Raw genomic sequence first — 25,243 nt, forward strand, 5'->3', positions numbered from 1 at the left:
ACCGCGGCCGCCTGATCAGAAAAGGACATCAGACGCATGTTGTCCATCGACTACGGGCAACGAGCTGTGGCCTACTGGGCCAAGTCTGAATTGGCCTACGCAGAAGGCGATCCCCAGCTCGGTGACGAGCTCGCCGAAGCCGCTGTCCAATGCGAGGACTGGGCACGCGAAGACCGTACCGGCGTCTACAGCGACGTCGCATAACACCAGCACGAGACAAGGAGCAGGAAGGTGACCGTCATGGCCGAGATCCCCGACGTTGAGCACCAGGCCGACCGGCACCCGCCGGCCACCGCGATCGATCCACTGCCCGAGCTGGAAACTGTCACCCCTGGTGATGACCCCACCCTGGTCGGCGCCATCGGCACCGACACCGAACTCGACGACACCCTCGCTCTGGAACTCGACATGCTCACCGCTCTGGTCTGGGCTCCACCAGAGTTGGCCCGCTCGGTCGTCGACGCTCTGATCGGCACCCACACCGACCGCGAAGCCGGTAACACCACCACCGTGCTCCCCGCCGGCAGTGTGGTGTTCCTGCGTGATGTGCACCAAGAAGTCTTCGACACCGTTGCTGCCTTGCTCGACGAAGGCAGCCCCGCCACACCAGTTCTGGTCAATGCCCGTCTTGCCGATCGAGGACTGACCACCCGCACCCGTGCCGTCATGCTCGAGATCGCCTCACCGCGGCACGGCCGCCCCGTCGCCGACAGCGCCGACCTGCCCTATCTCGCCGCCGCGCTGGTCGACGCCTGGTATCGCCGCGGCTACACCGCGCTCCTGGCGCGCATGACCCAGATCACCGCAGAGCGGCCCACTGCTGAACTCGCCGGCCACTGGACCGCCCTCACCATCCACCAGCAAGCCGCCGAAACCCGCTGGCTCGCCATCCGCGACACCCTAGCCCGCATCTGAGCCGAAAGGACCACCAGCCGTGATCGACGACCCCGACGCCCAGGACCGCGAACTCCAAGAGCTTGCTGCCGACCTGCGAGACCGCGGACACAGCTGGACCGAGATCGCCCACGAACTCGCACTGCCCGAGGCCACCGTCAAACGCGCCGCCGAACAAGCACACCAACGCGCCGCCGACCGCGCCGCCCGTGACCAGATCGCTTTGTTCTGAACTGCGCAGCATAACCAGTAGCAAGCAATAAACTGCGTTATTGGGTTACCGTGAAACTGCGTGCGTAGTTCCGCGCGCGCACTCTCACTCACCCAAGGAGCAGCCATCATGGCCCTCAGTAGACGCATCACCACCATCCTTGTCGGCGGCATCGCCCTCGCCGGCACCGCAGTCGGTGTAGGAACGGCGACCGCTGGACCGCTGGACTCACAGACGCAGACCCGGTACTCCTACGGCCCCTACACCGATCAGCAGTGCCACAACGTGCTCACCTACCACCCCGCTCTGCAGGCGGCCTACCAGCGCAATCCCGTCTCGGGGTCACCCGGTGCCTGCATCAGTCGCGGCGGTGGCTCGTACTACCTCTACACCAACGTCCACCTGACCTAGTCGGAACCCTTCAGCGATCCCCAGATGCCCGGTGCTTGCCCTATCGGTGAGCCCGGGCATCTGTGTTCTCCCTGATCTCTCGCTCCGGCGACGTTTATCGAGCGCACCGCTTGCAATCTGCCGCAAACGCACTATGCTGCGTGTAGATCAGGCATCAAACGACACGCGATAGTGCGTGAGAGGTAGGGGAAATGCGTTTTCCGGTTCGTTCATCAGTTGCCGCCGCCGCCGCGGTTGCGACTCTGGTTCCGGTGGCCACGGCCTATGCTGAGCCGTCACCTCAGCTGCCGCAGTCATCTCCGCAGACCCCGCAGGGGCAGGAGTCGCCGCAGACACCGAGTCAGCCGCAGACGCCGCCGAGCACCAGTCCGGTCAGTCCCGGTAGCCCGGGCCTCGCGCCGGCGCCGCCCAGCGGCCCGGTCGGGCCGTCGGTCGACTATGGGCCCGAGGTCCCGATGGTCGAGCCCAGCGCCTACAACCCGATTCCGTCTGCGCCCCTGCATGCGCCCAAGCCGACTCGCGATGTGCCGCGTAAGCAGTGGCAGGCCGACACCCTCACGTTCGGCAACGTGGTGGTCCCGGTCAAGGACCTGCCGAAGGAGCTGCAAGACAACCCGCGCGCGATCGTGTCCTTCAACGACTGGGCGGCCTACGGCGAGAGCCAGATTGCCCGGTTCCTCATCTCGATCGGTGTTCCCGAGGACGAGGCCACGCGGCAGGCGGCTGCCGCGATCATCGGCGGGGTTGTCGGTGGGGCTGCGGGCGGCACGATCGCCTTCACCTCCACCGCGATCGCCGTTGGCGTCGTGGTCATTCCCGTCACGACGTTGACCGGCCTGGCCATCGGCGGGGCGTTGAGCGCTGTTGTGCCTCCCCAGCCCTTCGCGGGACCGCTGTGGGGCGCCGGTATCGGCGCGGGTGTCGGCGCTGGCATCACGCTCGCCGCTGCCACGGCCGCCGGTATTGCCGGCGCGGTCGCAGGCGGCACGGTGGGCGCGGCGATCACGTGGGCGCTGGGCACCGGCGACCCCGCCACCAACCTCGCTCCGCCCTCACCGGATCAGTACGCCGAGATCGTTCCGAATCCGACGGGAAACCAGTTCGAATTGCATGTTCCCGCCTCGACCGCCCACGCTGCCGGTCTGCCCGGTATCGGGGTCGATTACGTCGTCAGCAGTCGAGGTGACGTCAATGTCACCGCCCAGATCGGCGGCCAGGAGCTGCGCGGTGGGTGGACCGCCGAACAGGCCCAGGCGCCGATCAAGGCTCTCGGGCCGGCCGCGCCGGTCGCAGAGAAGGCCATCACCGATGGGGTGCGTTCCCTGACCGATCAGGCCAAGTCCGCCCTGCCCGGCTTGGAAGTGAGCTGGCCGCAGCTGCACTCGCCCGACGCCGCTGGCCTCGGTGGCAAGCACCGCCGCTGAGATCAATCCACTCGACTGCCACGACGCAGGAAAGGACGTGTTCAGTGAGCTCGGACTGGCTCGATGAATGGAAAACCGCGTCAGGTGCAGCCTGCACGGAGGAACCCGGGAGCCCCGCGGACACCGCCGATCAGCCCCACGCCCAGATCCCGTCTGCTGCACAGCCCTCGCCCGCGGCGGTCGAACACACTTCCGCCGGTCGCGCACGAGGGGTGCGCGACCGGCGGAAGCTCTACCCGCTGCTCGCGTTGGCCGGGTTGCTTCTCGTCGTCGTCGTTGGCGTGCTGGCGCTGACCGGTCGCGGCAACGACGCATCGCAGAGCATCACCATCCCGGCACCGCCCCCGCTGTCGACCATGCCTGCGTCCCCGAGTGTGGCCAGCCCCATGGCGTGCACCGAAACCAACACTCCCACCCGACTGGTGACTGCGAAACCGGGTGATACCCAGACCGCGGCCGGACTTATCGCAGCCTTCGAACACGCCTATTTCACCGAACGCGACCCCATCGCCGCCGCCGAGTACCTCGCGCCGGAGATGCGGGTCTCCGCCGGTGCAATCCGCGGCGTGATGGACGCGAACTTTCCTCCCGGTGAGGCCCCAGTTCCCTACTGCGCCACCGTCACCCCCTGGAACAACCCCAACACATGGGCGGTCACCGTCGACTGGATCGATGAGCGCACCAGCGAAGCCCGTACCTGGAACGCGGTCTACGAGGTCAAAACCGTCAAGGGCCAGCTGCGCATCACCTCCGAACGCACCACCGATTAACCCACCCTCCCGAGAGGACTAGTCGTGACTCAACGTCGACACCGTCTACCTGCGCTCATCGCCGCCAGCGCAATGCTTCTGAGCTGCGCGACCCTAACCGTGACCGTCTCACCGGCGGCCGCCGACGAAGCCCGCTGCCCCGACGTTCACGTCCTGGGCGTGCAGGGCACCAGCCAGTCGTCGGCGAATGCGCCGACCAAGAACGACCAGGGCATGCTTTCCACCGTCATCAGTCCGGTACTGGGCGCGGCGGCCGCCGACAAGTCCTTGCGAGTCGACCGCACGTATGTGCCCTACCGCGCAAACTTCGGCGACCGCGGCGCGGTCAGCACCAACTACCGCGACTCCGCCGGCGAGGGTCTCAATCGGCTCTCTCAACTCGCCAATCGCATCGTCGTGCAATGCCCCGGAACGAAACTCGTTCCTGTCGGCTACTCCCAGGGCGGGCACGTCGTCGACGCCTTCGCCTCGGCTGTCGCCGCCGGGCAGGGCTCGGTCACCCCCGACTCGATCGCCTTCGTCGTCACCTTCGGCTCACCGACACGTGCTGCCGGTGCTGACCTGTTCCCCGGATTCCCCGGCCAGGGAGCTCCCCGGGACGTTCCGGGCATCGGCGACCTCAAACCGTCGAAGTTCGCCGACCAGCTGACCGTCTCTCGTGGTCAGGGCATCGGACCCGAAACCGACCAGATCGACGACTTCGGCCCTCTCAACGGCCGCGTCGCCGACTTCTGCATCGACGGCGATCTCGCCTGCTCGGCGCCGCGCAGCGCGTCGCTGCTTCGGCTGGGGTCCAACATCGTCGAACAATCCAACCTCGACTTCGAGCACGACCCCACCGGCACCGCCGCGCGCCTGGCCGCCGCCGTCGCCGACACCGCCGTGCGCGGCACCTCGACCGTGGTCAACGCCGACATCACCGGTACGTCGCTGGCGGACTTGCAGTTCAACCCGAACCTGTCGATCTCCCAGCGCCTCGCCGAAGTCTCCGCGCCTCGGTCGCTGTCGGCGACCCTCGAATCCGAGCAACCGTCGGCACCGTCCACCGCCCCCAACGCCGTCGCCGGCACTCCCGGAGACTCGGTGACCGGCCAGGCTCGTGCACCCGAAGGTGCCGACAACCCGCTGCGCGCCATTGCCCGGCTCGGCACCATCGCCCTGAACACCGTGAGCACCTTCGCCACCGCGATGCTCACCCCCGAAAACATCGGCTCCATGGTCTCCGCCGGAGTCGCCGCCATCTCCGCATCCGCAGGCAACCCCGCCGGAGCAGTCGCCGGAGCCGCGAGCGGCAGCCAGCTCGCTACTGCCGCGATGAGTGCTGGCCTGGAAGCAATCCCCCCGGCCACTGCCATCAGCGGCGTCAAGACCATCTTCCAAACCCTGCTCAACGAGGTCGAAGCCAACGCCGACTTGCCGCAGCTGGTGTTCGACGCCCGCACCTGGAACCAGGTCGCCTATCACGGCGGCTACACCAAGTCACCGGTGTCGACAACCGGTGCCCCAGCCACCCAGGTCACCGCGAACTGGATCATCACCGCCGCCCGCGCTTACGCCACGCTGCGCGAACAGAACAACCAGCCGCCGCAGACGCCCAAGCCCGGAACCACCGACCCCACCGCGCAATACCGCACCGGTGACGACGCGCGGACTGCACCGGTCGGCGCCATCGAGATCAACAACCGGCCCGCCACCAGAGCCGCTGACCACGTCCTGCTAGCCCGCAATGCCCGACCCACGACCGACACCACACCAGCGGAGCCCACACCCGGCACCAAGCCTGAGCCAGTGCCGGTCGCGGTCGCCAACACCACACTCACCGAAGCGCAGCGCCTCGAAGTAGCCACCAATCCCAGATTCGTCGATCCCAACCAGGCACAGCGTCTTGCCCGCTACGGAACGATCGCCCTACCCAGCCAGCAAGTGAGCCCCGTATGAGTGCCACCGACAACCACTCCCGCGAGCCCCTTCTCTGGGTGACGGCAACCTCGTCCTGGGAAGACGAAGCACTCCTCGCCCGACTCCTACCACCGGCAGCGGTCCTCGGCGGCGATGTGGCCCTGGCAGAAGTCCCCCCGAACCCCTACCTCATCGTCGTCGCACGCGAAACCCAACCATCGTGTGAAGTGCTGCTCCGCCAGTACGGCATGATCACCGACTCCAACGGTGACCGCCGACAGAACGTCGCCGACGGATGGACGATCGCCGCCACCATCCTGCTCGCCACCGCTCCCGGCAAGCAGGACAAGGAGTTTCGCAACTACGCCGACGCGCTCGCCGACGACCCCCAGCGGGTCGTGCTCCGGGTGCCCTTCATGCGCGAGTGGCGACTATCCCCGATTTCAGAACTACCACGCTGGGACTTCACCCCCACCGTGCGCGGCCGCACCGGCGCCCGACCTCGCGCCGACGGCCTCCCTCCGGTCGTAGCCGCTGGTTTCGACCGCCTCATGGCCCACGTCGCAGCACTAAGCGCCGCGCCCCAACCATCCACCACCACCCGCGACGACAACTCCGATCAGCAGTGCGCCTGAGCGCCCAGGGAAGGAATCATCATGAACCACTTGAACTACGCCACTACCCGACTGTTGCTTGCCGTCGAACAGCCCAATCCCGACCCCGGGCCCTTCGGTGAGGTCTGGGACAAGGTCGGCGGTGTTCTCTTCTGGGCGTGCACCATTGGCGGACTCGTAGCAATCGCCTGGGCCGGTGTGATGCTCGGCTGGGAGAAACTTGACCCCTCGCGCGAACAGAAGAGCGGGTCAGCGATCCTCTTCGCGATCCTCGGCGGCGTCATCGCGGCCGGCGGCGCGACCATCATCAACTGGGCCTATGGCACCTAACCGCCCCTCCCTGCTCGTCCTGGCGGAGGGAAAGCCCCTGCCGCCCGAACTCAACGGCATCATCAACCAACTCTTAGGAATCGCCACATGGGCAGCAATCGTCACGTGCGCGGCATCGCTGTTGTGCCTGATCATCCTCATTCAGGTGCGCCGCAGGACCAGCGCCGAGAACTTCGATCACCTGATCACCGGGACCCTCGCAGTCACCGCAACCGCCGGAGTCGTCGGCGTCGCGGCCCCGTTCGTCAACTGGCTCTACGGATAGCGACCCTCGCCGTCGCAGCCACCGCAGTACTAGGTGTGCTCACCGCGTGCGGCGGCTCTTCGACGGACGATCCCGGCAGCTCCACAGCCCCACCAGCGCTGCAAACATTCACCCGCGCCGGAATTGAGTTGCCCCGCACCAAGGACGACGGCCCCGAGACCACCACCCCCTTCCCCCGTGGCTACGCCCAGACCCGCACCGGGGCCGCGCTGGCCGCAGTGAACACCACCGTGGTCCTCGACACCGCAACCGACGACCAGTGGGGACAGGCACTGTCCGCGCTTGTCGAGAACAACGCCGCCTACCAACAGTGGGCCGCAGCACGCCAACAGGTGTCGATCAAACCGCGCACCGCCTCCACCGCGACGGTGACCATCGACGGATTCCTGGTCACCCACTACTCCGAGGACGCCGCCGACGTCGAGGTCTACAGCACCTACCCCGACGGGTCACACACCAAGCTCACCCGGCACGTGCGGTGGTCAGGCACGGACTGGAAAGTCGTGCTCCCCGACGAGAAGTCCGGACCCGTTGTCTTCTCTGTCGACGACTTCCCGAAAGACATGGTGAAAGTGTGAACGACGTTCAGCCCCAGTCCCTTCGGGTCACCGCCACATGGCGCCGAGACCTACGAGTCTGGCTTGCCACTCACGATCTCAGCATCAGCGACATCGCCGAACCCGCAGCACTGGCCCTACTCAACCGCGATCACGGCGACACCGTCTACATCCCGCCGCAAGCCGGGCAGCAACGGGTCTTCTTCTCCATCCCCGACCAGCTGCATACCCACATCACCGACATCGTCCTCAACGCCGAACCCCGCCCGCTATGGCGGCACGGCATCCGCTCTCTGCGCGACTTCTACCTCGTCGCTCTCGACCAACACATCACGGCTCACCGACCCGCCATCGACCACGACACCTGTCTCGACCGGCGGGCCTGACACCACCACCTGCTCAACCCAACTCGTAAGGAGCACCACCCATGTCGAAGCTGTCCACCAAAGAGCAGTGGGACCGCGCCGCGGCCGCCGTCGCCGACCACGCCGACACGCTGCGTGCGGCCACCACCCACCGCGAACTACGCGCGTGGGCCGAAGCCCAGGACCTCACCAACCCGGCCAGTCAGTGGGTCAAAGTCAAAGCCGAGCTGCGTAAGCAGCACGACATCGACTACGACCAGATCCGAGCCGACACCCTCGCCCAGGAGTCGAAGGCACTGGCCGAGGCCGGCGACGATGCGCCCACCATCACCCTGTGCGTAGCCGGGGACGCCGAGGTCAACAGCTTCGCTGTCTGTGCAGCCGACAACGACAGCGAATCCTGGTACGGCGAATACCACCCCAACGACCGCATCTACGCCGAAGGTGACGAGCTGTCGGCAGAAAAGTCCGCTGCCGACAAGGCCGTGTTCCTCGCCGGAAAGGCCCGTGAGGCAATCGGCGCCGACGCTGTGCGTCTGACGATCCTCACCACCCACCCCGACCTCGACGCGGCCGATCTTGCCGCGACCGCCAACCGCTACCGGGTCATCGTCGACGTCGAGCACACCGAGCAGAACCCCGCCGTCGCTCTCACCCGCGCACCCGGCTACCGCACCTGGCGCGAGATCCGCCTCGACCGGCTCGTCACCCACACCACCCCTGCCTGACTACCTGCTGCCCCGAGAAAGGACTGATCCCGTGACGCGCTCCCTGCTTCACCCCGCCCTGCGACTGCCACTGATCACCGGCCTAGTGGCCGCCGTGCTGGCCGGGTGCGGCAGCGGCGGCGACGATTCGCCACCATCGCCACCGATCGGCGGACACAGCTCCACCGCGCCGGTGCCGACCCCGCTGGCACCGACCTGGACCAAGCAGCACCTCACCGAACCGGTTCTCGAGCCCGACGCCGCGAACATCCCGTTCACTCAGGTTCCCGACAACCCCAAAGGCGAACTGCTCCCACCCAATACAAAGCTCGACGGCCCGGTGATGTGGCAGGCCGTGGGCTGCCAAGCACTGGCATTCTCCGCCGACGCCGGCCCCACCCGCCGCACCGACGGCGGCTGGCCCGCAGGGTGGACACGCACCGAGAAAGGCGCAGCACTCGCGGCCTGGTCGATGGCGATCCTGTTCGAGGTCATGCCCGACCGTGCCGAATTCATCACGGCATACCTCGCGCCCGACACCGCTACAGGGTTCGTCGCATCATCGGAGGTTCGCGATCCTCGTGCCGGGGTGCGCGCTGCGCAGTGGCGCGAGGCCGCGCAGTGCTTCCGGTCATCACCGATCCGCCGTGTCGACCTCGACGTTGCGGCGACCCTCAGCGACAACGACACCCGCGCCGCCGTCCGGTTCTACAGCCCCAAATATCAAGCCACCTGGGACTTCCCGCTGGTCTGGGACGACGCCGACAACGACTGGAAGGCCACCAAAGACGGATTCCGCCAGTACTGGAACACCGTCGACGAACCCACCGACCGCCCCATCACCGCGGACTTCTCATGGTGAACAGGCCCTCGGGGCGCCTGGCCGCGACCCTTCTCACCATCGCCAGCGCCACCGGCCTCGCGCTCACTCTCGGCGCAGGACAGGCTTCGGCCTGGCCCTGGGACGACCTCGGTGGAAAGGCCGAGGACGCAGCCAAAGGGCTGCTCTCCCGGATGGTCAACGCCATTCTCTACGCGCTGATCTCGCTGATGAAGTACGTGATGTCGTTCTTCACCACCGAAAAGACCAACCTCGACGCCAACGCCTTCAGCTCCATGGTCGAGTGGGCCAACGACTACACCTACCAGCTGCAATCGGCGTTCCTGCTGTTCTCGGTGGTGTACGTCGCCGCACGATTCGCCATCGCCCAGTGGTCGGGCGGGTCCCAGCAAGCAGTCACCACCGGCATTTCGGTGTCGGTGCGGGCCTTGGCGACATCGTTGGGAGCAGCGACCGTGGTCATCCTGCTCACTCGCGCCTCTGACATCTTCGCCGCCTGGGTCTACGACGACACCGGCGACAAAGTCACCAAGGTCACCGACGAACTCAAGAAGAAGATCGGCACCATTGACGCCGACAACTTCGACGGCTCATCGTTCCTGCTGGTCATCATCGCGCTCATCGCGGTCCTCGGTTGCCTCGACTTGCTGATCCAGCTGTTCTTGCGGCTGTTCTACCTCGCCTTCGGTACTGCCGCACTGCCCGTGGCCGCGGCCGCCACCGGCACCGAGGGCGGACAGGCCACCTACAGCCAGGTGCTGCGGCTGCTGATAGCAATGATCGCCTTCAAGCCCATCTGCGCCTTCGCCTTCGCCATGGCGATGAGCTACCCCCTCGGCGACAAGTCCGACGCGGCCGACGTTTTCATCGCGGTCCTTCTCTACATCGCCCCCATCCTCTGCTTGCCGACCCTGCTGTCGCTGGTCGGTGTCGGTGGCAGCGTGCACGGCCGCGTTTCCGGCTTGGCCGGTGTCGCCGCCTTCGTCGGTGGTACCCGCGTCGCCTCACGCATGGGCAGCAAGACCGGACGCAACGTCGCCGGTGTCGCCGGCCGGCTGGGCGGTGGCGGTGGCCGCAGCGGTCCTGGTGGTTCGGGTCGCCCGTCAGGGACCAGTCCCACACCTCCCCGCGGCGGTGGCGGTGGCCGTCCCGGCGGCGGTGGCGGGGGACGTTTCACCCCCGCCACCAGCGGTGGCGGCGGCGGATCTCCGCGACCAGCGACCAGCGCAGCGACCGCGTCCGCCGGTCCACGCAGCAACGCCCGGTCGGGCGGCGGTGGACAAGGAACACCGCGACACTCGCCGACCACCGGTAGTGAATCCGGCAGCACGGGCGGCCGTCACAGCGCCGGCGGGTCCGGAGGCGGTGGCCCCACTCGCGACCGCCAGCCCAGCCCGGCCGCCGGCCCCGGCCGCGGCGACCGCGCCTCATCCAGCACCGCCGACAGCGGATCACCTCGCGCGCAGCGGCCACCGGCAGCACCGCCCACCCGCACCGTCGGGTCGGCGCGCAGCAGCAGCGGCGACCGGCGAACCAGCGCCAGAAACATCGCTCGCCGCAACCTCGGCACCCACTACATCGGCAGGAGATAACCGCTCATGGCGAACACCATCGCTACCGAGAACACCTACGGCAACTGGTCGACGCGCGAGTCCTCCGGGCACTGGGGACTCGACGCCAAAGCCACCTACGCCGTCATCGGCATAGTCCTCGCCGCCCTGGCCATCATGCGCCTCGCGCAGAGCATTCTGCTGGGCTGCGCAATCGCTGGCGTCGGGCTACTTCTTGTCGCCGGCACTGCTGTTCGAGTCCAAGGCCTGTCGGTCTACGAACGCCTCATCGACTCCACCCGGTTCACCCTGGCAGGCATTCGCGGAGAGACCAAGTACCGCGCAGGCATCCTGAGTCCGCTCGCCGGCGCACCACTGCCTGGCTACGGCGCACACGTCGAGCTGCACAGCTACGTCACCGTCGAAGGCGCCACCGTTGGTCTGCTCATCGACACCAAACAGCACACCATCACCGTGATCTGGCGTGTGGACCCCATCGGAGAAGAGAACATCGACTCCGACGACCGAGACCGCATGGTCGCCTTCTGGGGTGTCTTCCAACGCGACCTCGGCCAGTACGGCGACATCGCGTTCGCCACCGCAACGATCGACGGCTACCCCTCCACCGGCCTGCACCAACTCATCGCCCTCGAATCGGCGCTGCACCCCGACGCACCCATCGAGGCCGCCGACGACATCCGTCTAGTCGAAGAAGAACTACCGGCAGACAGCTTCGACGCCCAACACCGAGTCGCGATCTCCTTCTCCTACTCCGGGGACTGGAAGGACCGCATCGTCGACATCGCCCGCCGGTTCCACCCCATCACCGCGAACCTGCACGCCTGCGACATGGACTGCCGCATCCTTCGTGCCGAAGAGATCATCGAGTTCGTCCGACGTTCCTACGACCCCGCCACCCAGGTCGACTTCGACGACCTGCGCGCCAACAACACCCCCCACGGGCTGAGCTGGACCAATGTCGGACCGATCGCCGCCAACGAACATCGCCTCGACTACGAACACGAAACCGCCACCTCCGCCAGCTACGTCGTCTGGGAATGGCCCAAAGACGGTGTCTCCGACTACATCCTGCACCCGCTCCTCGAAGTCAATCCCCGCGTTCCCCGCAAACGAGTGACCTTGCTCTACCGGCCCGAAACCGCACCGAATGCCCGAACCATCGTCGAGAACCAAGAACGCGACGCCATGCGCGCCAGCCAGCGACTCAAGCGCGGAATCCACGACGTCGACGCACTCAACCGACTCGAAGGTGTCACCCAGTCCCGCGAGGAAGTCTCCCGCGGCGCCGGATGGATAGCTCAGGCCATGATCATCACCGTCACCACCACCGCCGAAACCGACACCGCAACACTCGATTCCATCGTGTCGGACATGGCCACCCAGTGCTCGCTCCGAGTGCGCCCCGCCGCCTGGCATCAGGCCTCGACCTTCCAGTACGGCCTTGGTATCGGCCTGATCCCACCCACGGGCACCTCCAAGAAGTAGTAGCTCACCCTCCGTCGAAGGACCACCCAGACATGGCACTGACTGCCGAAGAACGCGACGAACTGATCGAGCGCTTCACGCGCGAGCGACAGGACGCCTCCGGGATCAAGCGGTGGTGGCGAGGCCAGCAGCTACGGCGACTGGCCTCGGCCAGCACGGACAGCTCTGTCAACACCGACGGGCTCACCCGCCGTGGCGTCGGCGGTCACGGCGGCGGACGAGTCCAGCCGGCGCGCTCCCCCGGCGTCATCATCGAGGGCTCCACCCGTCAGATGCCCGGACTGTGGCCGTGGACCATCGGCGGAGACTCCCCCATCATCGGCGCGCCGCTCGGTCACCACCTCATCCACCAGCGGCCCGTCCATTTCGACTCGCTCGACTGGTCCAATGCCGGTCACATCTCCGCACCTGTTGTCATCATCCTGGCCAGCAATGGAGTCGGAAAGTCCACCCTCGCAGCCCGTTTGATGACCTACGCCATCGCCACCGGCCGCTGCGTCATTGCCGCCGCCGACATCAAACCCGATCACGCAGAACGCCTCGTGCGACTGGGTGGGCAGCACATCAAGTGCAACGTCGACATCATCAACCCCCTGGCTCCTGGCGCTATCGGACGCGCCGCCCTGCGCCTGGACGGGCAAGCACAAGAAGACCTGCGCGCCAACATGCTTCAGTCGCAGATCATCAATATGAAGACCCTCATCCGCCTCCAACGCGGCAACGAACCCATCGGCGACGTCGAAGGCGCCATCCTCGCCGAAGCGATCCGCGAACTCAACAGCCGACCGACTCAGGCCGATGACCTCGACCACGAGCTCAAACACCTCGACGAGCTGCTGGAAAACCCCACACCCGACATGCTGTACAAGGCCGTCGCACGCTCCCACAGCGACTATCACGCAGCGGCACACCGACTCATCGGCTCGGTGCGAGCGATGGTGTCCCCCGACAGCATTTTCGGCCGCATGTTCTCCGGGCAGACCACCACCCCGCTCAACCTCGATGCCGTCGGTATCGACATCGACGTGTCCCGGGTCCCCGAAGGCGACAAAGACGCCCGCTCAGCCGCGATCGCGCTGGGTTGGACCGAGAGCTACGCCGCCGTCACCGCCGCTCACGCACTGTCTGATGCAGGCAAAGCGCGGCCGCGGGTGTTCGACCTCTACCTCGAGGAACTGTGGCAGGTTCTCGGCGCCGGCGACATCGTGCTCGACATCCTCAACAGGGAGTCGCGCACCAACCGCACCAAGGGCACGACCATCACCGCCATGACCCACAGCGTCTCCGATTTCGCCGGATCGGTGGACGCTTCCCAAGCCGACACCGCCCAAGCCATTTTCGAAAAGTGCCAGGCCCGGTTCTATGGCCGCGTCGGTCGCCGCGAGCGCGAACGCCTCATGCACTACGAGAACTTCACCGATGCCGAAGTCTCGATGTTCACCTCGTGGGGTCGTGCCCACGGACTGCACTCCTCTGACCCAGGCCGGGAGAAGCGCCAGGCCCCCGGCGTCGGACACTTCATCCTCAAACTCTCCGAGGACGACGGCGCGGGCATCCCCTTCAAGGTCCACGTACCCGCAGCGCAACGTCACCTGCACCGCACCTCGGCACGGCTGGAAGCGGTCACCCGCGAGGCGAGCTGAGCGCCGAGGATGACCACCGCCACCATTTCGTTCTTCCTCTTCCTGTGGCGTCACAAGGAGAAGATCGCCGCAGTCCTCATGGTGCTGGCCGTCGCGCTGGCCATGAAGATCGATCTGGACAACAAGGCGGCAACCGACTGCGGACCCACCGGCGGCGGCCCCGCCGCGACCGCCGGCGGGTTCGCCTACCCCACCGACAAGAACGCCACCCAACCCACCTCCCCGTATGGGATGCGAGACGGCACGATGCATCGAGGCGCCGACCTCGGCGGCCCAGACGGCACACCGATCTACGCCTTTGCCGCCGGCACCGTCGCCGACGCCGGACCTGCCAGCGGCTTCGGCAACTGGATCGTCATTGACCACACCATCGACGGCAAGCCCTACTCCACCGTCTACGGCCACATGTGGGACAACGGTGTGCTGGTCAAGACCGGCGACCGCGTCACCGCCGGACAACGCATCGGCCTCATCGGCAACAACGGCCAATCTTTCGGCGCGCACCTGCATTTCGAGGTGTGGTCAGGAGGTCGACTCTCCGGCGGTACCGACGAAGATCCCGCCCCGTGGTTGCAGAAGGCGGGCGAAGCGCCCACCACCGCACCACCGGCACAACAGCTCACAGCGCCCTCGGCCGGAGGTCGCGACGTCACCGCACTGCGCGCCCGGCAGATCATCGATGTCGGGCACAAGCGGCTCATGCCGCCCAAGGTCATCGCCTCGGCACTGTCAGTCGGTCTCGTCGAGTCGAACCTGCGCAACCTCGCCTCCGAAGCCGTCCCCGAGTCGAAGAACTATCCCAACGACGGTGTCGCCCCTGGCGATTACGACTCGGTCGGTGTGTTCCAGCAGCGCCGATCGACCCAAAGCGCCGGTGTCGATATCAAGACGGCGATGGACCCGGTTTGGCAAGCCAACACCTACTACGACTACGTCCAGAAGCAGCCCGGCTGGCGTGCTGCCGACCCGGGCGAACTCGCCGCCGACGTTCAGCGGCCCCGCGAGGACCTGCGCGGCAAGTACGCCGCCCGCATGTCCGAAGCGCAAACCTTGCTCACCACCTACGGATCGTCGGCCGACGGAGCCGCAGGCATCGGCGGCCGCTGCGGCACCTCCGGTACTGGAGACCTCCCCGCCGGGCCGGCCGGCAACCTCGCAAAGAAGGCCGTCGCCGCGGCGATGTCGCAGCGCGGGAAGCCCTACGTCTGGGGCGCCGAAGGTCCCAACAGCTACGACTGCTCCGGTCTCATCCGCTGGGCCTACCTGCAAGCCTCCGGCGGAAAGATCGGGCTGCCTCACTACACCGGCGACTCCGGTAACCCGGGACAGCTCGCCGTCGGCGTCGAAGTTCCCGACCAGAAATCCCTGCAACCCGGCGACATCATCCTCTACAACGGCAGCCGCACCCAGGCATCGCACGTCGCGATGTACATCGGAGACGGCCAAGTCGTGCACGCCCAACAGGAAGGAACCCCAGTGTTGGTCACCCCGATCTCCGGCGGCGGACAAGTCGTCATGATGCGCCGCATTCCCGATAACGCCGGGCCTGACGGCAAAGTCACTCTCGGACAGCAGGACCGCTCATGACCTCCATCGAGCTGCACCGCACCAGCAACGACCGCCCCGATCGGGCCGCCGCTCACCACGTCCACGTCAACGCACTCACCGGATACCGAGCCCAACTCACCGCACAAATCAACCAGCACGCCGAGGACGCGGCAATGTGGATCGCACCGGAATCCGCCGGATGGGGACTCCTCACGATCGCTCAACGAGTGGCGCTCACCCGCGAGCACCTGGACCACCTCGACAGATTGAGCGCGCTACGTGATCAGGTCGACCGCATCCTCGCTGACACCCGTCACCGCGACATCACCACCAGGAGGAACCAGTGAACCGACGCCGTGGTCTCGCAACGATCGCCCTGGCCACCGCAATCGCCTGCGTTGGATGCTCGCAGAACGACCACGACGACCACGATCACCTTGACCATCTCGAAGCCACGTCATCCATGGTCATCACCCCACCGAGCCTGACCTATCCCCCGTCGCTCGACGTCGACGCCGCAGATCCCGACAGTGTCACCCTGGGCGCGGTCCGCACCATGTACCGCTGGCGTTTCTCTACCGACGAAGACCCTCGCGACGCAGTACGTCGAGCCGAACCGTTGCTCAACGCGCCGCTGGCGACTCAGCTCGCCGCCATCCCGCCTGAACCATTCATCAACTACCGGCTGTGGGACGACTGGAAGAGGGCCGGTGCGCGCACCGATGTGACCGCCACCATCTCGGCCGAACGTCACCCCGCCGACACCCCTACCCAGCAGCAGCGGAAAGTTGCCACCCGCATCACCGTCACCGACCGGACCGGAAAACAACTCCACGAGTGGGAGTTCGCCGTGCTCGCCGTGATCCAGAAACAAGCCGGTCAATGGCTACTCGCTCACTTCCAGCCCCTCGGCGTCTAGCGACGCGATGACGCGGCTCCTACTCGGAGTCGGGTGGTCACTGGTTGCCGTGCTCGTCGGTGCTGCGGTGGCTCGCCCGAGGGCTTCGTTCGACGAACACCTTCCAAAGCTCTAGGCGGTCGTGGGAGTCCTGAGGGACCACGGTCGCCAGCAGCATCGTGACGCCGAGCAGTGCGAGGAACGGCCATGGTAGTTCGGCGATCGCGGCGAGCGCTGTCGCTGACGTGTTCGTGATGATCTTGGCGAGGTCAGGCATCGGCGTTCCAATCACCTTCGCCAGTGGCGTTTCGCGGTTGCAGTTTGTGGCCCTGGGGAACCATCTCGGCGGGAATTACGCCGCTGTTGATGAGTCGCCCGACAGTTTTGCGGCGGTACTGGTAGAGGCGGCTGCGAGCAGTCGAGCCAGAGATGTTCAGATCGCGGGCGGCGTCCTCGACCTCAAACCCAGCGGCGAGGGCGGCCAGTATCGGTCGGACCGAGTGGGGGGCTTGCAGCAGCAGTTGGTGGAGCAGGACCAGTGATTCCGCATCGTCGTCGGTGGCGCCGGTCTCGCGGAGTTGTTTCAGGCGAAGGGTGTCGACCTCGGCGTTGTTCTGTCGGTGTCGGCGGTCCCAGCTGCGGAGCACAGGGTGGGCGACGAACAGGCACGCGTTGATGAACCAGGTCCCGACCGAGGCGCCTTTGTCGGGGTCCCAGCTCAATCCGGCATCATTCTCGAGTTCCTTCTGGACGAAATCCGGATAGGTTTCGACGATGATCTCGGCGGCCAGGTCCTCGCGGGTGTAGCGGCATTCGCGGAGGGTGTCGAGGGATTGGTCGTGCAACCGGAGAGGCTTGCGCAGGCTGGTGTGCAGAGTGCCTGCTTTCAACATCTCGATCAGCACCGGGTAGGCGTAGTTCCACAGCCGGGAGACGAGTTCATCGATCGCGGTCGATCGCGAGCTGTCGTCGGCTGCGCGAGCGTTGAGCAGTGCTCGGTTCAGGTCTTCGTGGCAGGTCTGCTGAATTTTGGTCATGAAATCCTCGATCGCGCGCTGCCCTGGTGTGATCCCACTTTGTGAGCCGCGCGTGCGTGACGGTTCGCCGGTTAGACCTTTACTGGTCTTACTGTCACGACTTAGGCATTTCGTCGGGCCACGCGTCCTTGGATGTGATGTATCGCACACAGTCAACGAATTTCGAGCATGTTAAAGTCCCTTGACGGAATAGTCCTCCCAGGGAATATTGTATGTGTGATCGTCGACATGCCGGAGGAGTTCTTCGACTATCTCGATCGCTTGGAGGCCCAGGTCGCACGGGGCGATGGGCAGGCGAGGCGAGTGCTGGCCCGGGTGGTGGCAGCGCTGTCCGACCTCGGGGACCTGCCCGGACCGCCGACAACCGAAACCCCAAGCCTCAAGCGGGTACGGCAATCAGGCCGGTATCCGGTATGGCGTACGGCCCACCCGTTTGAAGCCGGGGTCGCAGTGCGGGTGATCTGTTGGTTCCCACCCGGTACCGACACCGTGGTGGTGGCGTTGTTGGCTGCGGACAAGGCCCGCATGGGTGATGTGTTCTACAACAGCGTCGGCGTCCGCGCCGACGCAGCGATCGATCGATGGATCTTAGAAGCAGAAGGTGGTGGACAACGTGAGTGATCTGCAGGACAACCCACCGCGGCGGACGTTTCGGCGCGGCAATGAGCGGATTGCGCAGCTGGCAGCCGACCCGGTGATCGCCGATGAGGTCAAGCAGGTGCGCGCGGAGATAGCCGCCCTGGACCGGGTCTACGTGCAGACCCTGGCAGAGATCCGCAAGGCCGGCGAACTGACCCAGAACGATGTGGCCGCAGCGTTGGGGGTGGAACAGGCAGCGGTATCGAAGATCGAACGCCGTCACGATCTGCTGCTGTCAACTTTGCGGGAGTACCTGGCCGCTACCGGGGCCCAGCATCCACGCATCGTGGTTGAGAAAGACGGGGTGGAGGTCTCCTTGGATCTCGACACCTTCACTGCCAAGGCTTGACCGCGGCGTGGCGAACAAACGAAAGCGGCAGGCGCGCCGAGGTAGAGAGAGGGGGCTGACCTCGCGGGCATCGAATGCGGGTGCGAGTTTCCCGACGCCTGATCTGACAGGGTTGCCGACAGAGGCCGCACAGTTCGTCGAGTCAATGCAGCAGCAGCCGATGGTTATCGGCGCAGGCGCGGTCGGTGTCAACGCGTTGACCGAGCAACAGCGTCAGGAATTGTTGGCAAGGCTCGACGTGCAGGATGCTCTGGCGCGGCTCGCCGACATTCAAATGCAGTGGGACGTAGCGTCCACCACACACTGGAACGTCGCAGCGCTGCAACTAGATCTGCTGCTGCCGACCTCGGCTGAATGGACATCGGCGGTGCGGGCAGAGGTGAACAAAGGCAACGTCTTCACTGCGCCGCAAGCGACCGTGCAGTTGATGCGCGAGCTGATGGAAACCGACCCACCGGCACCGGGCAGGCGAATGACTGCCGAGGAGCTGGTAGTGCTGCTTCTATCGATCAATTCCGAGCAACAACAAACCACCGAGTTCGACAGCGAGAACCCGACCGTCGCTGACTTCGCAGCACTCGATGCGAAATTCCAGAAGATGGCACCGGACGACCTCTACCAGCTGGCGCGAGAGTTCCTCCCAAAGCTGAACGCCGGAATCTTGTTCAACGTGCCCAACAAGATTGAGGTACTCAAGGCTGACATCTGGGACCTGTGGTACTCGCCCTGGTCCGATCGGGCATCGGACACTCTGGGGGACCGGCCCGCCGACTCATTCAAGATGGCGACCGGAATTGAGTTCGACGACTTCCTCCGAGCCGGGAACGTCATCGCGCAGGCGGTAGCCGCGGGGCGCACCATTGTCACATTGGACGAACTCTCTGAGGACCCTCAGGTGCGGGACTTCGTCACCGCCAATATGTCGCTGGATCTCGTGAGTTTCCGCGCGCAGCTTGCCGATGATCGCGCCCGGGGTGACGTCAAGCTGCAGCGGTACGCCTTCACCCGGTATCCCTTCCTCGACCTGGTCGACGGAACGCTGCTGATTCTGCGGGCGCAGTGGGCGGTTGAGAGGTTCTTCGGCGACCCGCCTCAGTTCGACGTGATGGCGGCGTTCGCCGGCCGCGGCGATACCGACAGCTTGAAGCGATTCAGTGAAGGAATCAAGTACCAGTTTGAGGATGTCGTCGGAGGGATCGTCGCACGCATCGCGGCAGGCAGCTCACGCGTGAACGCGGTCGTCGATGAGGCTGAGCTCCAGAGTGAGTGGACGCAGGGCCGGCGCGGGCAGACGCCGTCAGTATGTGATTGGGTTTTGCGGGCCGGACAGGTCAATGTACTGGTGGAGGCGACGCATCATCCGGTGAAAGAGTCTCTGGCCCAGGGGCTTGCCGACGGAGAAGTCTACGACGAGGACGCCAACAGGGTCTTGACTAATCGAAAGTTCATTCAGCTGGCGTCGGTCATGGACCTCGTCCGTGGGCGGGGCTGGTCGGGGCGGCCCCAACCTGATGCCATCTTCATCCCGATCGTTGTCGTGCCGAACTCGGGCACACCGAGTTCGGCGTTGAGCGAGATGGACAACGCCAAACGAGCCGAGCCAGTTTTCGCCGCTTACCAGGGCCGGGTCGCGCGGCCTGCGGTCTTGCAGTTGCGAGACGTGCAGCTACTCGAGGGCATCGGCGACCACCTTCCGGGCGACGTAGTGAGCGCTCTTTACGAGTGGCGCAAGTACCCGATTCCGCTGTCACTGCACGAGTTCCTCGCACTGAAGAACGTGCCTCGACCCGTGTCGAAGTACATCTTCGACACTGCTAGACGACTCGACGAGCAACTCCGAGGGCCAGGCGCAGCGGTGTAGACGACCAGTCGAATAGCCGCGCAAGGTCTGCGGCCGCAAGGCGAAATGAGGAGCCCGACCGGCCAGGCACGCACGACTGATGAGCCGGGAACACCGACGGGCAACGCGATGTCGAGGGTGTCGGCACTCGATGGCGAGACGGCTGCCAGCCCATCGTGATCGCCGAACGCGCGCACCATGCACTCTCCGGCGGCGGTGAACCGTGGGGATGACATTCGACCGCACGAACTCAGGCCACGCACGTCGTGCCTAGGCCTTTTCCTGTGGTGGAGAAAGGTCTGAGTGCTATCCGTTCACCATGGCCAGGATCAGCATCACGACGAATGCTACGAAGATGATGGTCGCGCAGGCATCGAGAAACGATGTCTGCGGTTTCTGTCTCGCCATCTCGCACCCTCCTTTCGAGATGATCTGCGAGTGTTTGGACGTGCAGAGTGTCGCAGCACTGTGCGACATCGGTCATCTGCACGCCCCCCACAACCCTGCCTTGGTTGCCTGCGCGGCGCGTTGCGCACGCTGGAAATCGTGGCGGTACTTGTACTCCTGACGTTGGTAGGTGTACTCGCGGGCGAAGCCTTCAGCGATGAGACGTTCGTTGAACAACTCCCCGCCACCAGTCCGAACGTATCCGAGTTCGCGCCCGTACCGATCCTGTCGACCACTCACCGGATCGCGCTCAATCCAGACCTGGCGGCCAAGAAGTTCTCGTGTCGCGAATGCCGAGGCTTCCGGTCCGAAACACTCGACCGTGCTGTGCGGTTTCTTCACCTCAGGTGTGTCCACTCCAATCAGCCGGATAGTCAGCATGTCTCGTCCTTGAGCGATCGCGACGGTGTCGCCGTCGACAACCCGGACTACCTCATACGGCCCGTCCCCGATCGGGTTGGGCGCGGCCGGCGCGGCCGCTTCTGTCCACGGAGCGACCGCGCATCCGGTCGTCATCAGCACGAGTCCGGCACCGCCGGCGAGAAGCTTCCTGCGTGCAGTCGCGGCGACCATCAGTGAGCCACGCTTGTCTGCTGGTCGCCCTCGCCGGGGTGCGGGTCGGCCGGAACGCCGTGGGTCTGCGGGCTCCCCGCATCGGTTGGAGCCGCCGAGTTCTCGTCGGAGGGTCCGCTGTTGTCGGGGTCTGGGGTGGCTCGAAGTTCGGCCAGGAGACGTGAGATTGCACGTGGTTTCATGCCGAGCTCGATGAGGTCCTGGCGTCGTTGGTTGAACGTTTTCTCGGCGTCGGCGACCGCGGCTTTGCGTGCATCGACGTCGTCGGCGGCGGCCACGAGTGCCCGGCCGGCGTCGGCGAGCCGCTTCTTCTTTGCACGCAGTTCCGCGATCTGCGCGTCGATGTCCTCGGTGAGAAGTTGCCGCACGTCTGCCTTGGTAGAGGTGTTCGTCATGGCGACAGCGTACCGCTGACGCGCAACAAAATGCAGCATCAGACTGCATGACTGCGCGGAAAGTGCGCGACAGGTAGTAGTGTGATGCGTGTGAATGAGTATGTCCCTTACGTGTCCCGGCCGTGTCCGAGACACGTCCATGACTCGACTCGGCTCGGACATCGCGGAGACGAGTGCGGGTCACTTCATCTCTCGCTGACCTGGGTGTTTGGGTCGCCCGCCCGCTCGCTCGCTTTCCTGACCAAACACCCACTGCGTGTGCATTTGGTCAGGAAAGCGAGCGAGCGAGCGGGCTATGGGGAATGGAGTGCAGCGAGAGATGAAGTGAGAGAAGAAGAGTTCAGGAAGAGAGTGGGGTGTGGCGTGGGTTATCGGGGAAGAGATGACGGGGAGAGTGTGAGTACCAACCAGATTCGGTTTGACGATCACAGGAACGGATGGTGGGTCTCACCTTGGGAGGAGTCCCCGTCATCAACATTCCCCTTACCCACACCACACCCCACACAGACTCGTGATGCATCCGCATCACGGACACCGCTGCGCGGCGCTGCGTGTGGGCGTTGCCCACACTGCGTGTCTCCGGCGGCTGTCGCCGCCGGGTGGTCGCCTGCGGCGACCGTGCCGCCGAAGGCGGCAGCGCGTCAGTCGGGTCATCGTTGCGGCTCCGTCGGCGGGCGATGGCGGGCAGGCCGTCAGCATCGCCAACGCGGTCGCAGACGAGCTCTGTCTGCCCTCTCTTTGGGGGTCACTCATGTCTGAGGCACTGGGTCCTCTCGCTGCACTCGTTGGCCCCGCGGCCGCCCCAGTAGCTCATTGGCTCCAACTGGTGAAGGTCGCCGATCCCGAATCCATTCGACGAGTTTGCTCCTCGCACGGCCGAGGGAGCACCACTCGCACTGCGAATCGGGTGATCCGGGAGCTCGTCGACGCCGGCCTGGCCACGGCCGCCAACCGTCCCCATACCAGTCGGGTCGTCATTGCTACCGGAGCGATGCTGTCCCCGCGCACCCTCGGACACGAGTTGATCGTCTCGCGAGTCTCGGCAATCGCGATGGAATGCGGATGGTCATGGGAGCGCGATGTGGCCGATCGCAACGAGCACCTGGCTGACGGCATCCTCACTGACGAAGATGGCCGGCGCATCGGGGTCGAGGTCGAGATGACCCGCAAGACGATCAAGCGGACTCGCCAGATCCTCGCCGACCACGGCCGTGCGGAATTCCGCTACACCGGCGTGATCTACGTCGGTACCGCCGACACCATGCGCTACATCAGCGACATCGCCACCAGGACCGGCACCGCCAACGTGCTGCGGGGTGTCGCACCCGCGGTCGCGAAATGGAACCAGGACATCGACAACGACCTTCTCACCCAGTTCCTCACCGATGTACGACGTACGAGCGCACCCACGCCGCACCAACTCACCTTCGACACACCGGCACCGCCGCCGATCGCGCCACGCACCGCCGAGGCGGCCATCGCCCCGGTCTCCTCGGGCGCTTCGACCAGTGCCCGCCGGTACTCCGACGAAGCATTCGTCGACTTCCGCACGCGCATCGACCCCAGCACGCTCACCGACGACGATCGACGAGCAGGCCGCATCATCCTCGCCAACCGACTCAACCGCGCCGACATCTCCGGGGACGAACGCACAGCCAGCAACGTCCGCCGCCGACAGCAGGAGCTCGGCCTTGCCTAAACCACCGCCACCCGGCACCACGGTCCCGGTCGCTCCCCTACTCTCGCTCCTGGTCCTCGCCGCTCCACCAGTGCTCTACGGCTACCTTCGCTACCGCGACGAGGTCGACGGCCTCGCACCGATCGCCTCCACGGTCCTGCTCATGGCGGCCGTCGGTGCGCCCATCATCGGCCACATCGGTGGCCGCGCGCCTCTGTGGTGGACCACGCGAGTGTGGTTTTGGGCATGGAAGCCCGATCGCATCCTCCTCGGCATTGCTACCGCCGTCGCGGCCGCGCTCGCCGCGATCGGCCTGGCTGTGGCCGCCAGCCAGTACGCACCACTGGTCTTCTACTACCAACACCCGCTCTGGATGGCGACCTGGACCGCAGTCGCCATCACCGCCGCGTTCTGGACTTTCCTCGCTGCGCGACACCGTCTTCGTCGCGTCGCCCGCGACCGACTCCTACCTGACGAGACATTGACCGCCCGAGTAGTACGGGCCATCCGCCGCGCCGAAGCCGTCGATGCCACACGCAGTGTCGGCGTTGCGCTCGACACCGACCGCGCACGGCCGACCCTGACCGCGCACACCACCCACGCACCACATCGCGTCGGCGACACCTATGCCTACGCCATCATCAACCGCGACCGCCTCATCACCCGAGACCAACACCGCATCCTCAACGACTGGACCGACCCCGCCGATCGCTGGCTCGTCATCCCCCGCAACGCCGGAGCCCTGCGCGCTCTCGTCATCGCCGCATCCGGATCCGGAAAGACCTACCTACTGTTCGGACTCATGCTCTGCGCCGCAGCAGCGAAATGGCCAGCCTTGTTCATCGACCTCAAAGGCGACCCCGATGACGCCGACCGACTCGTCGACAACGCACGCGCACGACCACCACACTCCAACGCAGTCTTGCTCGGCGGCGGATTCCGATTCTTCGATGCCCCCAGCACAGCGAGTCTGCGAGACCGCATCCTCGCACTCTTCCCCCCCGCAGTAGGAGCCGACCGCTACTACCAAGAACGCCGACAACAGATCCTCGGCTACGTCCTCGACGACAACCTGCCTAACCCCGTCGCCTGCCTCGAAGACATCGAGAAGCTATTCGACACTCCCGGTCTACTTCCCGATCCCGAACGAGCGACCCGCGCACTGAACAACCCCACCAAGACCGGTGGTACCGATGGGCGCGAAGTGCTCAACGAAGTCGTCAACGCCATCCGCTCCATCCGGCGGCACATCAGCCTCGACAACAACACGGGATGGAGCTACGCCACCATCGAAGCCAGTGAGCAGCTTTGCGCGCTACGTCTGTTCCCCGCGACCGACCCTGTTGACAAAGCGTTCGCCGAACTCCTTCTCGTGGCCTTGCGCCAACACATGCAGCAGCGCATGGCCACCCGCAACAAGGACGCTCCCCTGGTGTGTGTCATCGACGAGTTCCCGCAGATGATCGGCGCAGCCGACGACGCGGCCACCATCGTCGCCATGCTGCATGAGACCGCGCGGTCGGCCAATATCGGTTTGGTACTCGCCGGCCAAACCGTTGCCGGATTCAGCAACGATCCGAACACCCAGACGCGCATGCTCACCACGGGCGCCGCTCTCATTATCGGTCGCACCTCCGACCCCGAACCCGTGGTGAAACTGGCCGGAACCAACATGCAGCTCGAGTCCAGCGCCGACCCCGAAGGTGGGCTCAAATCGGCGCGAGCCCAGCACACCTACCGCATCCATCCCGACGATGTACGCCAGGTTGAACAAGGCGGATTCTGGATCATCGCCGATGGCACCACGCGGAGGTTCAACACACTGCCCTAGGCGCGTGCGAAAGTAGTACCC

General features: G+C 65.7%; 29 protein-coding genes. 25 read left to right on the plus strand and 4 right to left on the minus strand.

Annotated features, from left to right (window positions below):
• Nucleotides 1-36: 36 nt before the first annotated feature.
• The 20 genes from M1L58_RS21070 (at nt 37) to M1L58_RS21165 (ending at nt 16,454) form a co-directional block, all read left to right on the plus strand.
• Nucleotides 37-204 (plus strand): hypothetical protein, encoded by a 168-nt coding sequence (locus tag M1L58_RS21070; protein ID WP_248660380.1) that lies wholly within the window; start codon nt 37-39, stop codon nt 202-204.
• Nucleotides 205-231: 27 nt separating this feature from the next.
• Nucleotides 232-915, plus strand: coding sequence for a hypothetical protein (locus M1L58_RS21075; protein ID WP_227026547.1), 684 nt, complete (start codon nt 232-234; stop codon nt 913-915).
• Between the two features lie 19 nt (nt 916-934).
• Nucleotides 935-1,126, plus strand: coding sequence for a hypothetical protein (locus tag M1L58_RS21080; protein ID WP_154884440.1), 192 nt, complete (start codon nt 935-937; stop codon nt 1,124-1,126).
• 108 nt (nt 1,127-1,234) lie between these two features.
• Nucleotides 1,235-1,516 carry a hypothetical protein gene (locus M1L58_RS21085; RefSeq protein ID WP_154884439.1) on the plus strand — a complete coding sequence of 94 codons (282 nt, stop codon included), beginning with the start codon at nt 1,235-1,237 and terminating at the stop codon, nt 1,514-1,516.
• Between the two features lie 251 nt (nt 1,517-1,767).
• Nucleotides 1,768-2,940 (plus strand): hypothetical protein, encoded by a 1,173-nt coding sequence (locus tag M1L58_RS21090; RefSeq protein ID WP_154884438.1) that lies wholly within the window; start codon nt 1,768-1,770, stop codon nt 2,938-2,940.
• Between the two features lie 44 nt (nt 2,941-2,984).
• Entirely contained in the window at nt 2,985-3,710 is a 726-nt protein-coding gene (locus M1L58_RS21095; RefSeq protein ID WP_154884437.1) for a hypothetical protein, read from the plus strand.
• 99 nt (nt 3,711-3,809) lie between these two features.
• The gene (locus tag M1L58_RS21100) at nt 3,810-5,648 is read left to right on the plus strand and encodes a cutinase family protein (RefSeq protein ID WP_248660381.1); all 1,839 of its coding nucleotides are present in this window, start codon (nt 3,810-3,812) and stop codon (nt 5,646-5,648) included.
• Nucleotides 5,645-6,244: a hypothetical protein gene (locus M1L58_RS21105; RefSeq protein WP_154884435.1), complete on the plus strand. Its 600-nt coding sequence runs from the start codon at nt 5,645-5,647 to the stop codon at nt 6,242-6,244. Before M1L58_RS21100 ends, M1L58_RS21105 begins: the two co-directional genes overlap by 4 nt.
• A 21-nt stretch (nt 6,245-6,265) precedes the next feature.
• Nucleotides 6,266-6,553 (plus strand): hypothetical protein, encoded by a 288-nt coding sequence (locus M1L58_RS21110; protein WP_154884434.1) that lies wholly within the window; start codon nt 6,266-6,268, stop codon nt 6,551-6,553.
• The gene (locus M1L58_RS21115; RefSeq protein ID WP_154884433.1) at nt 6,543-6,818 is read left to right on the plus strand and encodes a hypothetical protein; all 276 of its coding nucleotides are present in this window, start codon (nt 6,543-6,545) and stop codon (nt 6,816-6,818) included. Before M1L58_RS21110 ends, M1L58_RS21115 begins: the two co-directional genes overlap by 11 nt.
• A 128-nt stretch (nt 6,819-6,946) precedes the next feature.
• Complete coding sequence (locus tag M1L58_RS21120; protein WP_154884432.1) at nt 6,947-7,396, plus strand: hypothetical protein; 450 nt, start codon at nt 6,947-6,949, stop codon at nt 7,394-7,396.
• Nucleotides 7,393-7,761: a hypothetical protein gene (locus M1L58_RS21125; protein WP_154884431.1), complete on the plus strand. Its 369-nt coding sequence runs from the start codon at nt 7,393-7,395 to the stop codon at nt 7,759-7,761. Before M1L58_RS21120 ends, M1L58_RS21125 begins: the two co-directional genes overlap by 4 nt.
• A gap of 41 nt (nt 7,762-7,802) precedes the next feature.
• Nucleotides 7,803-8,468, plus strand: a complete 666-nt coding sequence (locus M1L58_RS21130) for a hypothetical protein (RefSeq protein WP_248660382.1) — start codon at nt 7,803-7,805, stop codon at nt 8,466-8,468.
• 31 nt (nt 8,469-8,499) lie between these two features.
• The gene (locus M1L58_RS21135) at nt 8,500-9,309 is read left to right on the plus strand and encodes a hypothetical protein (protein ID WP_154884429.1); all 810 of its coding nucleotides are present in this window, start codon (nt 8,500-8,502) and stop codon (nt 9,307-9,309) included.
• Entirely contained in the window at nt 9,303-10,880 is a 1,578-nt protein-coding gene (locus M1L58_RS21140) for a hypothetical protein (RefSeq protein ID WP_154884714.1), read from the plus strand. Before M1L58_RS21135 ends, M1L58_RS21140 begins: the two co-directional genes overlap by 7 nt.
• 6 nt (nt 10,881-10,886) lie before the next feature.
• Nucleotides 10,887-12,344: an SCO6880 family protein gene (locus M1L58_RS21145; RefSeq protein ID WP_154884715.1), complete on the plus strand. Its 1,458-nt coding sequence runs from the start codon at nt 10,887-10,889 to the stop codon at nt 12,342-12,344.
• A gap of 32 nt (nt 12,345-12,376) precedes the next feature.
• Complete coding sequence (locus tag M1L58_RS21150; protein ID WP_154884716.1) at nt 12,377-13,987, plus strand: hypothetical protein; 1,611 nt, start codon at nt 12,377-12,379, stop codon at nt 13,985-13,987.
• A gap of 9 nt (nt 13,988-13,996) precedes the next feature.
• A complete protein-coding gene (locus M1L58_RS21155; protein WP_248660383.1) occupies nt 13,997-15,574 on the plus strand; it encodes a peptidoglycan DD-metalloendopeptidase family protein in 1,578 nt (525 codons plus the stop codon).
• A complete protein-coding gene (locus M1L58_RS21160; protein WP_154883242.1) occupies nt 15,571-15,882 on the plus strand; it encodes a hypothetical protein in 312 nt (103 codons plus the stop codon). The genes M1L58_RS21155 and M1L58_RS21160 overlap by 4 nt, the downstream gene beginning before the upstream one ends.
• On the plus strand, nt 15,879-16,454 hold the full coding sequence (locus M1L58_RS21165; RefSeq protein WP_154883241.1) for a hypothetical protein: 576 nt from the start codon (nt 15,879-15,881) through the stop codon (nt 16,452-16,454). The genes M1L58_RS21160 and M1L58_RS21165 overlap by 4 nt, the downstream gene beginning before the upstream one ends.
• A gap of 37 nt (nt 16,455-16,491) precedes the next feature.
• On the opposite strand, the gene M1L58_RS21170 is transcribed toward M1L58_RS21165, so the two are convergent.
• Nucleotides 16,492-16,710, minus strand: a complete 219-nt coding sequence (locus M1L58_RS21170) for a hypothetical protein (protein WP_154883240.1) — start codon at nt 16,708-16,710, stop codon at nt 16,492-16,494.
• Nucleotides 16,703-17,620 carry a hypothetical protein gene (locus M1L58_RS21175; RefSeq protein ID WP_154883239.1) on the minus strand — a complete coding sequence of 306 codons (918 nt, stop codon included), beginning with the start codon at nt 17,618-17,620 and terminating at the stop codon, nt 16,703-16,705. The genes M1L58_RS21170 and M1L58_RS21175 overlap by 8 nt, the downstream gene beginning before the upstream one ends.
• Before the next feature lie 66 nt (nt 17,621-17,686).
• Here M1L58_RS21175 and M1L58_RS21180 point away from each other — a divergent pair, with 66 nt between their 5' ends.
• The 3 genes from M1L58_RS21180 (at nt 17,687) to M1L58_RS21190 (ending at nt 20,319) form a co-directional block, all read left to right on the plus strand.
• A complete protein-coding gene (locus M1L58_RS21180) occupies nt 17,687-18,091 on the plus strand; it encodes a hypothetical protein (protein ID WP_154883238.1) in 405 nt (134 codons plus the stop codon).
• A complete protein-coding gene (locus M1L58_RS21185) occupies nt 18,084-18,458 on the plus strand; it encodes a helix-turn-helix domain-containing protein (protein WP_308221832.1) in 375 nt (124 codons plus the stop codon). The genes M1L58_RS21180 and M1L58_RS21185 overlap by 8 nt, the downstream gene beginning before the upstream one ends.
• A 145-nt stretch (nt 18,459-18,603) precedes the next feature.
• Entirely contained in the window at nt 18,604-20,319 is a 1,716-nt protein-coding gene (locus M1L58_RS21190; RefSeq protein WP_154883237.1) for a hypothetical protein, read from the plus strand.
• A 459-nt stretch (nt 20,320-20,778) separates the two neighbouring features.
• On the opposite strand, the gene M1L58_RS21195 is transcribed toward M1L58_RS21190, so the two are convergent.
• On the minus strand, nt 20,779-21,318 hold the full coding sequence (locus tag M1L58_RS21195; RefSeq protein ID WP_227026411.1) for a thermonuclease family protein: 540 nt from the start codon (nt 21,316-21,318) through the stop codon (nt 20,779-20,781).
• A complete protein-coding gene (locus M1L58_RS21200) occupies nt 21,318-21,713 on the minus strand; it encodes a hypothetical protein (protein WP_227026410.1) in 396 nt (131 codons plus the stop codon). Before M1L58_RS21200 ends, M1L58_RS21195 begins: the two co-directional genes overlap by 1 nt.
• A 907-nt stretch (nt 21,714-22,620) precedes the next feature.
• Here M1L58_RS21200 and M1L58_RS21205 point away from each other — a divergent pair.
• Both M1L58_RS21205 and M1L58_RS21210 read left to right on the plus strand, forming a co-directional pair.
• Complete coding sequence (locus tag M1L58_RS21205; protein ID WP_154883235.1) at nt 22,621-23,412, plus strand: hypothetical protein; 792 nt, start codon at nt 22,621-22,623, stop codon at nt 23,410-23,412.
• The gene (locus M1L58_RS21210; RefSeq protein ID WP_154883234.1) at nt 23,405-25,222 is read left to right on the plus strand and encodes an ATP-binding protein; all 1,818 of its coding nucleotides are present in this window, start codon (nt 23,405-23,407) and stop codon (nt 25,220-25,222) included. Before M1L58_RS21205 ends, M1L58_RS21210 begins: the two co-directional genes overlap by 8 nt.
• The last annotated feature ends 21 nt before the right edge of the window (nt 25,223-25,243 follow it).

This window comes from Gordonia sp. C13 (assembly GCF_023218005.1).
GTDB classification, from domain to species: Bacteria; Actinomycetota; Actinomycetes; order Mycobacteriales; family Mycobacteriaceae; genus Gordonia; species Gordonia namibiensis.

Coding starts and splice junctions, on each gene's coding strand:
- M1L58_RS21130 (WP_248660382.1), top strand. CDS start 7,803: ATGTCGAAGCTGTCCACCAAAGAGCAGTGGGACCGCGCCGCGGCCGCC.
- M1L58_RS21085 (WP_154884439.1), top strand. CDS start 1,235: ATGGCCCTCAGTAGACGCATCACCACCATCCTTGTCGGCGGCATCGCC.
- M1L58_RS21195 (WP_227026411.1), bottom strand. CDS start 21,318: ATGGTCGCCGCGACTGCACGCAGGAAGCTTCTCGCCGGCGGTGCCGGA.
- M1L58_RS21105 (WP_154884435.1), top strand. CDS start 5,645: ATGAGTGCCACCGACAACCACTCCCGCGAGCCCCTTCTCTGGGTGACG.
- M1L58_RS21145 (WP_154884715.1), top strand. CDS start 10,887: ATGGCGAACACCATCGCTACCGAGAACACCTACGGCAACTGGTCGACG.
- M1L58_RS21110 (WP_154884434.1), top strand. CDS start 6,266: ATGAACCACTTGAACTACGCCACTACCCGACTGTTGCTTGCCGTCGAA.
- M1L58_RS21150 (WP_154884716.1), top strand. CDS start 12,377: ATGGCACTGACTGCCGAAGAACGCGACGAACTGATCGAGCGCTTCACG.
- M1L58_RS21160 (WP_154883242.1), top strand. CDS start 15,571: ATGACCTCCATCGAGCTGCACCGCACCAGCAACGACCGCCCCGATCGG.
- M1L58_RS21170 (WP_154883240.1), bottom strand. CDS start 16,710: ATGCCTGACCTCGCCAAGATCATCACGAACACGTCAGCGACAGCGCTC.
- M1L58_RS21140 (WP_154884714.1), top strand. CDS start 9,303: ATGGTGAACAGGCCCTCGGGGCGCCTGGCCGCGACCCTTCTCACCATC.
- M1L58_RS21070 (WP_248660380.1), top strand. CDS start 37: ATGTTGTCCATCGACTACGGGCAACGAGCTGTGGCCTACTGGGCCAAG.
- M1L58_RS21200 (WP_227026410.1), bottom strand. CDS start 21,713: ATGACGAACACCTCTACCAAGGCAGACGTGCGGCAACTTCTCACCGAG.
- M1L58_RS21155 (WP_248660383.1), top strand. CDS start 13,997: ATGACCACCGCCACCATTTCGTTCTTCCTCTTCCTGTGGCGTCACAAG.
- M1L58_RS21190 (WP_154883237.1), top strand. CDS start 18,604: ATGCAGCAGCAGCCGATGGTTATCGGCGCAGGCGCGGTCGGTGTCAAC.
- M1L58_RS21115 (WP_154884433.1), top strand. CDS start 6,543: ATGGCACCTAACCGCCCCTCCCTGCTCGTCCTGGCGGAGGGAAAGCCC.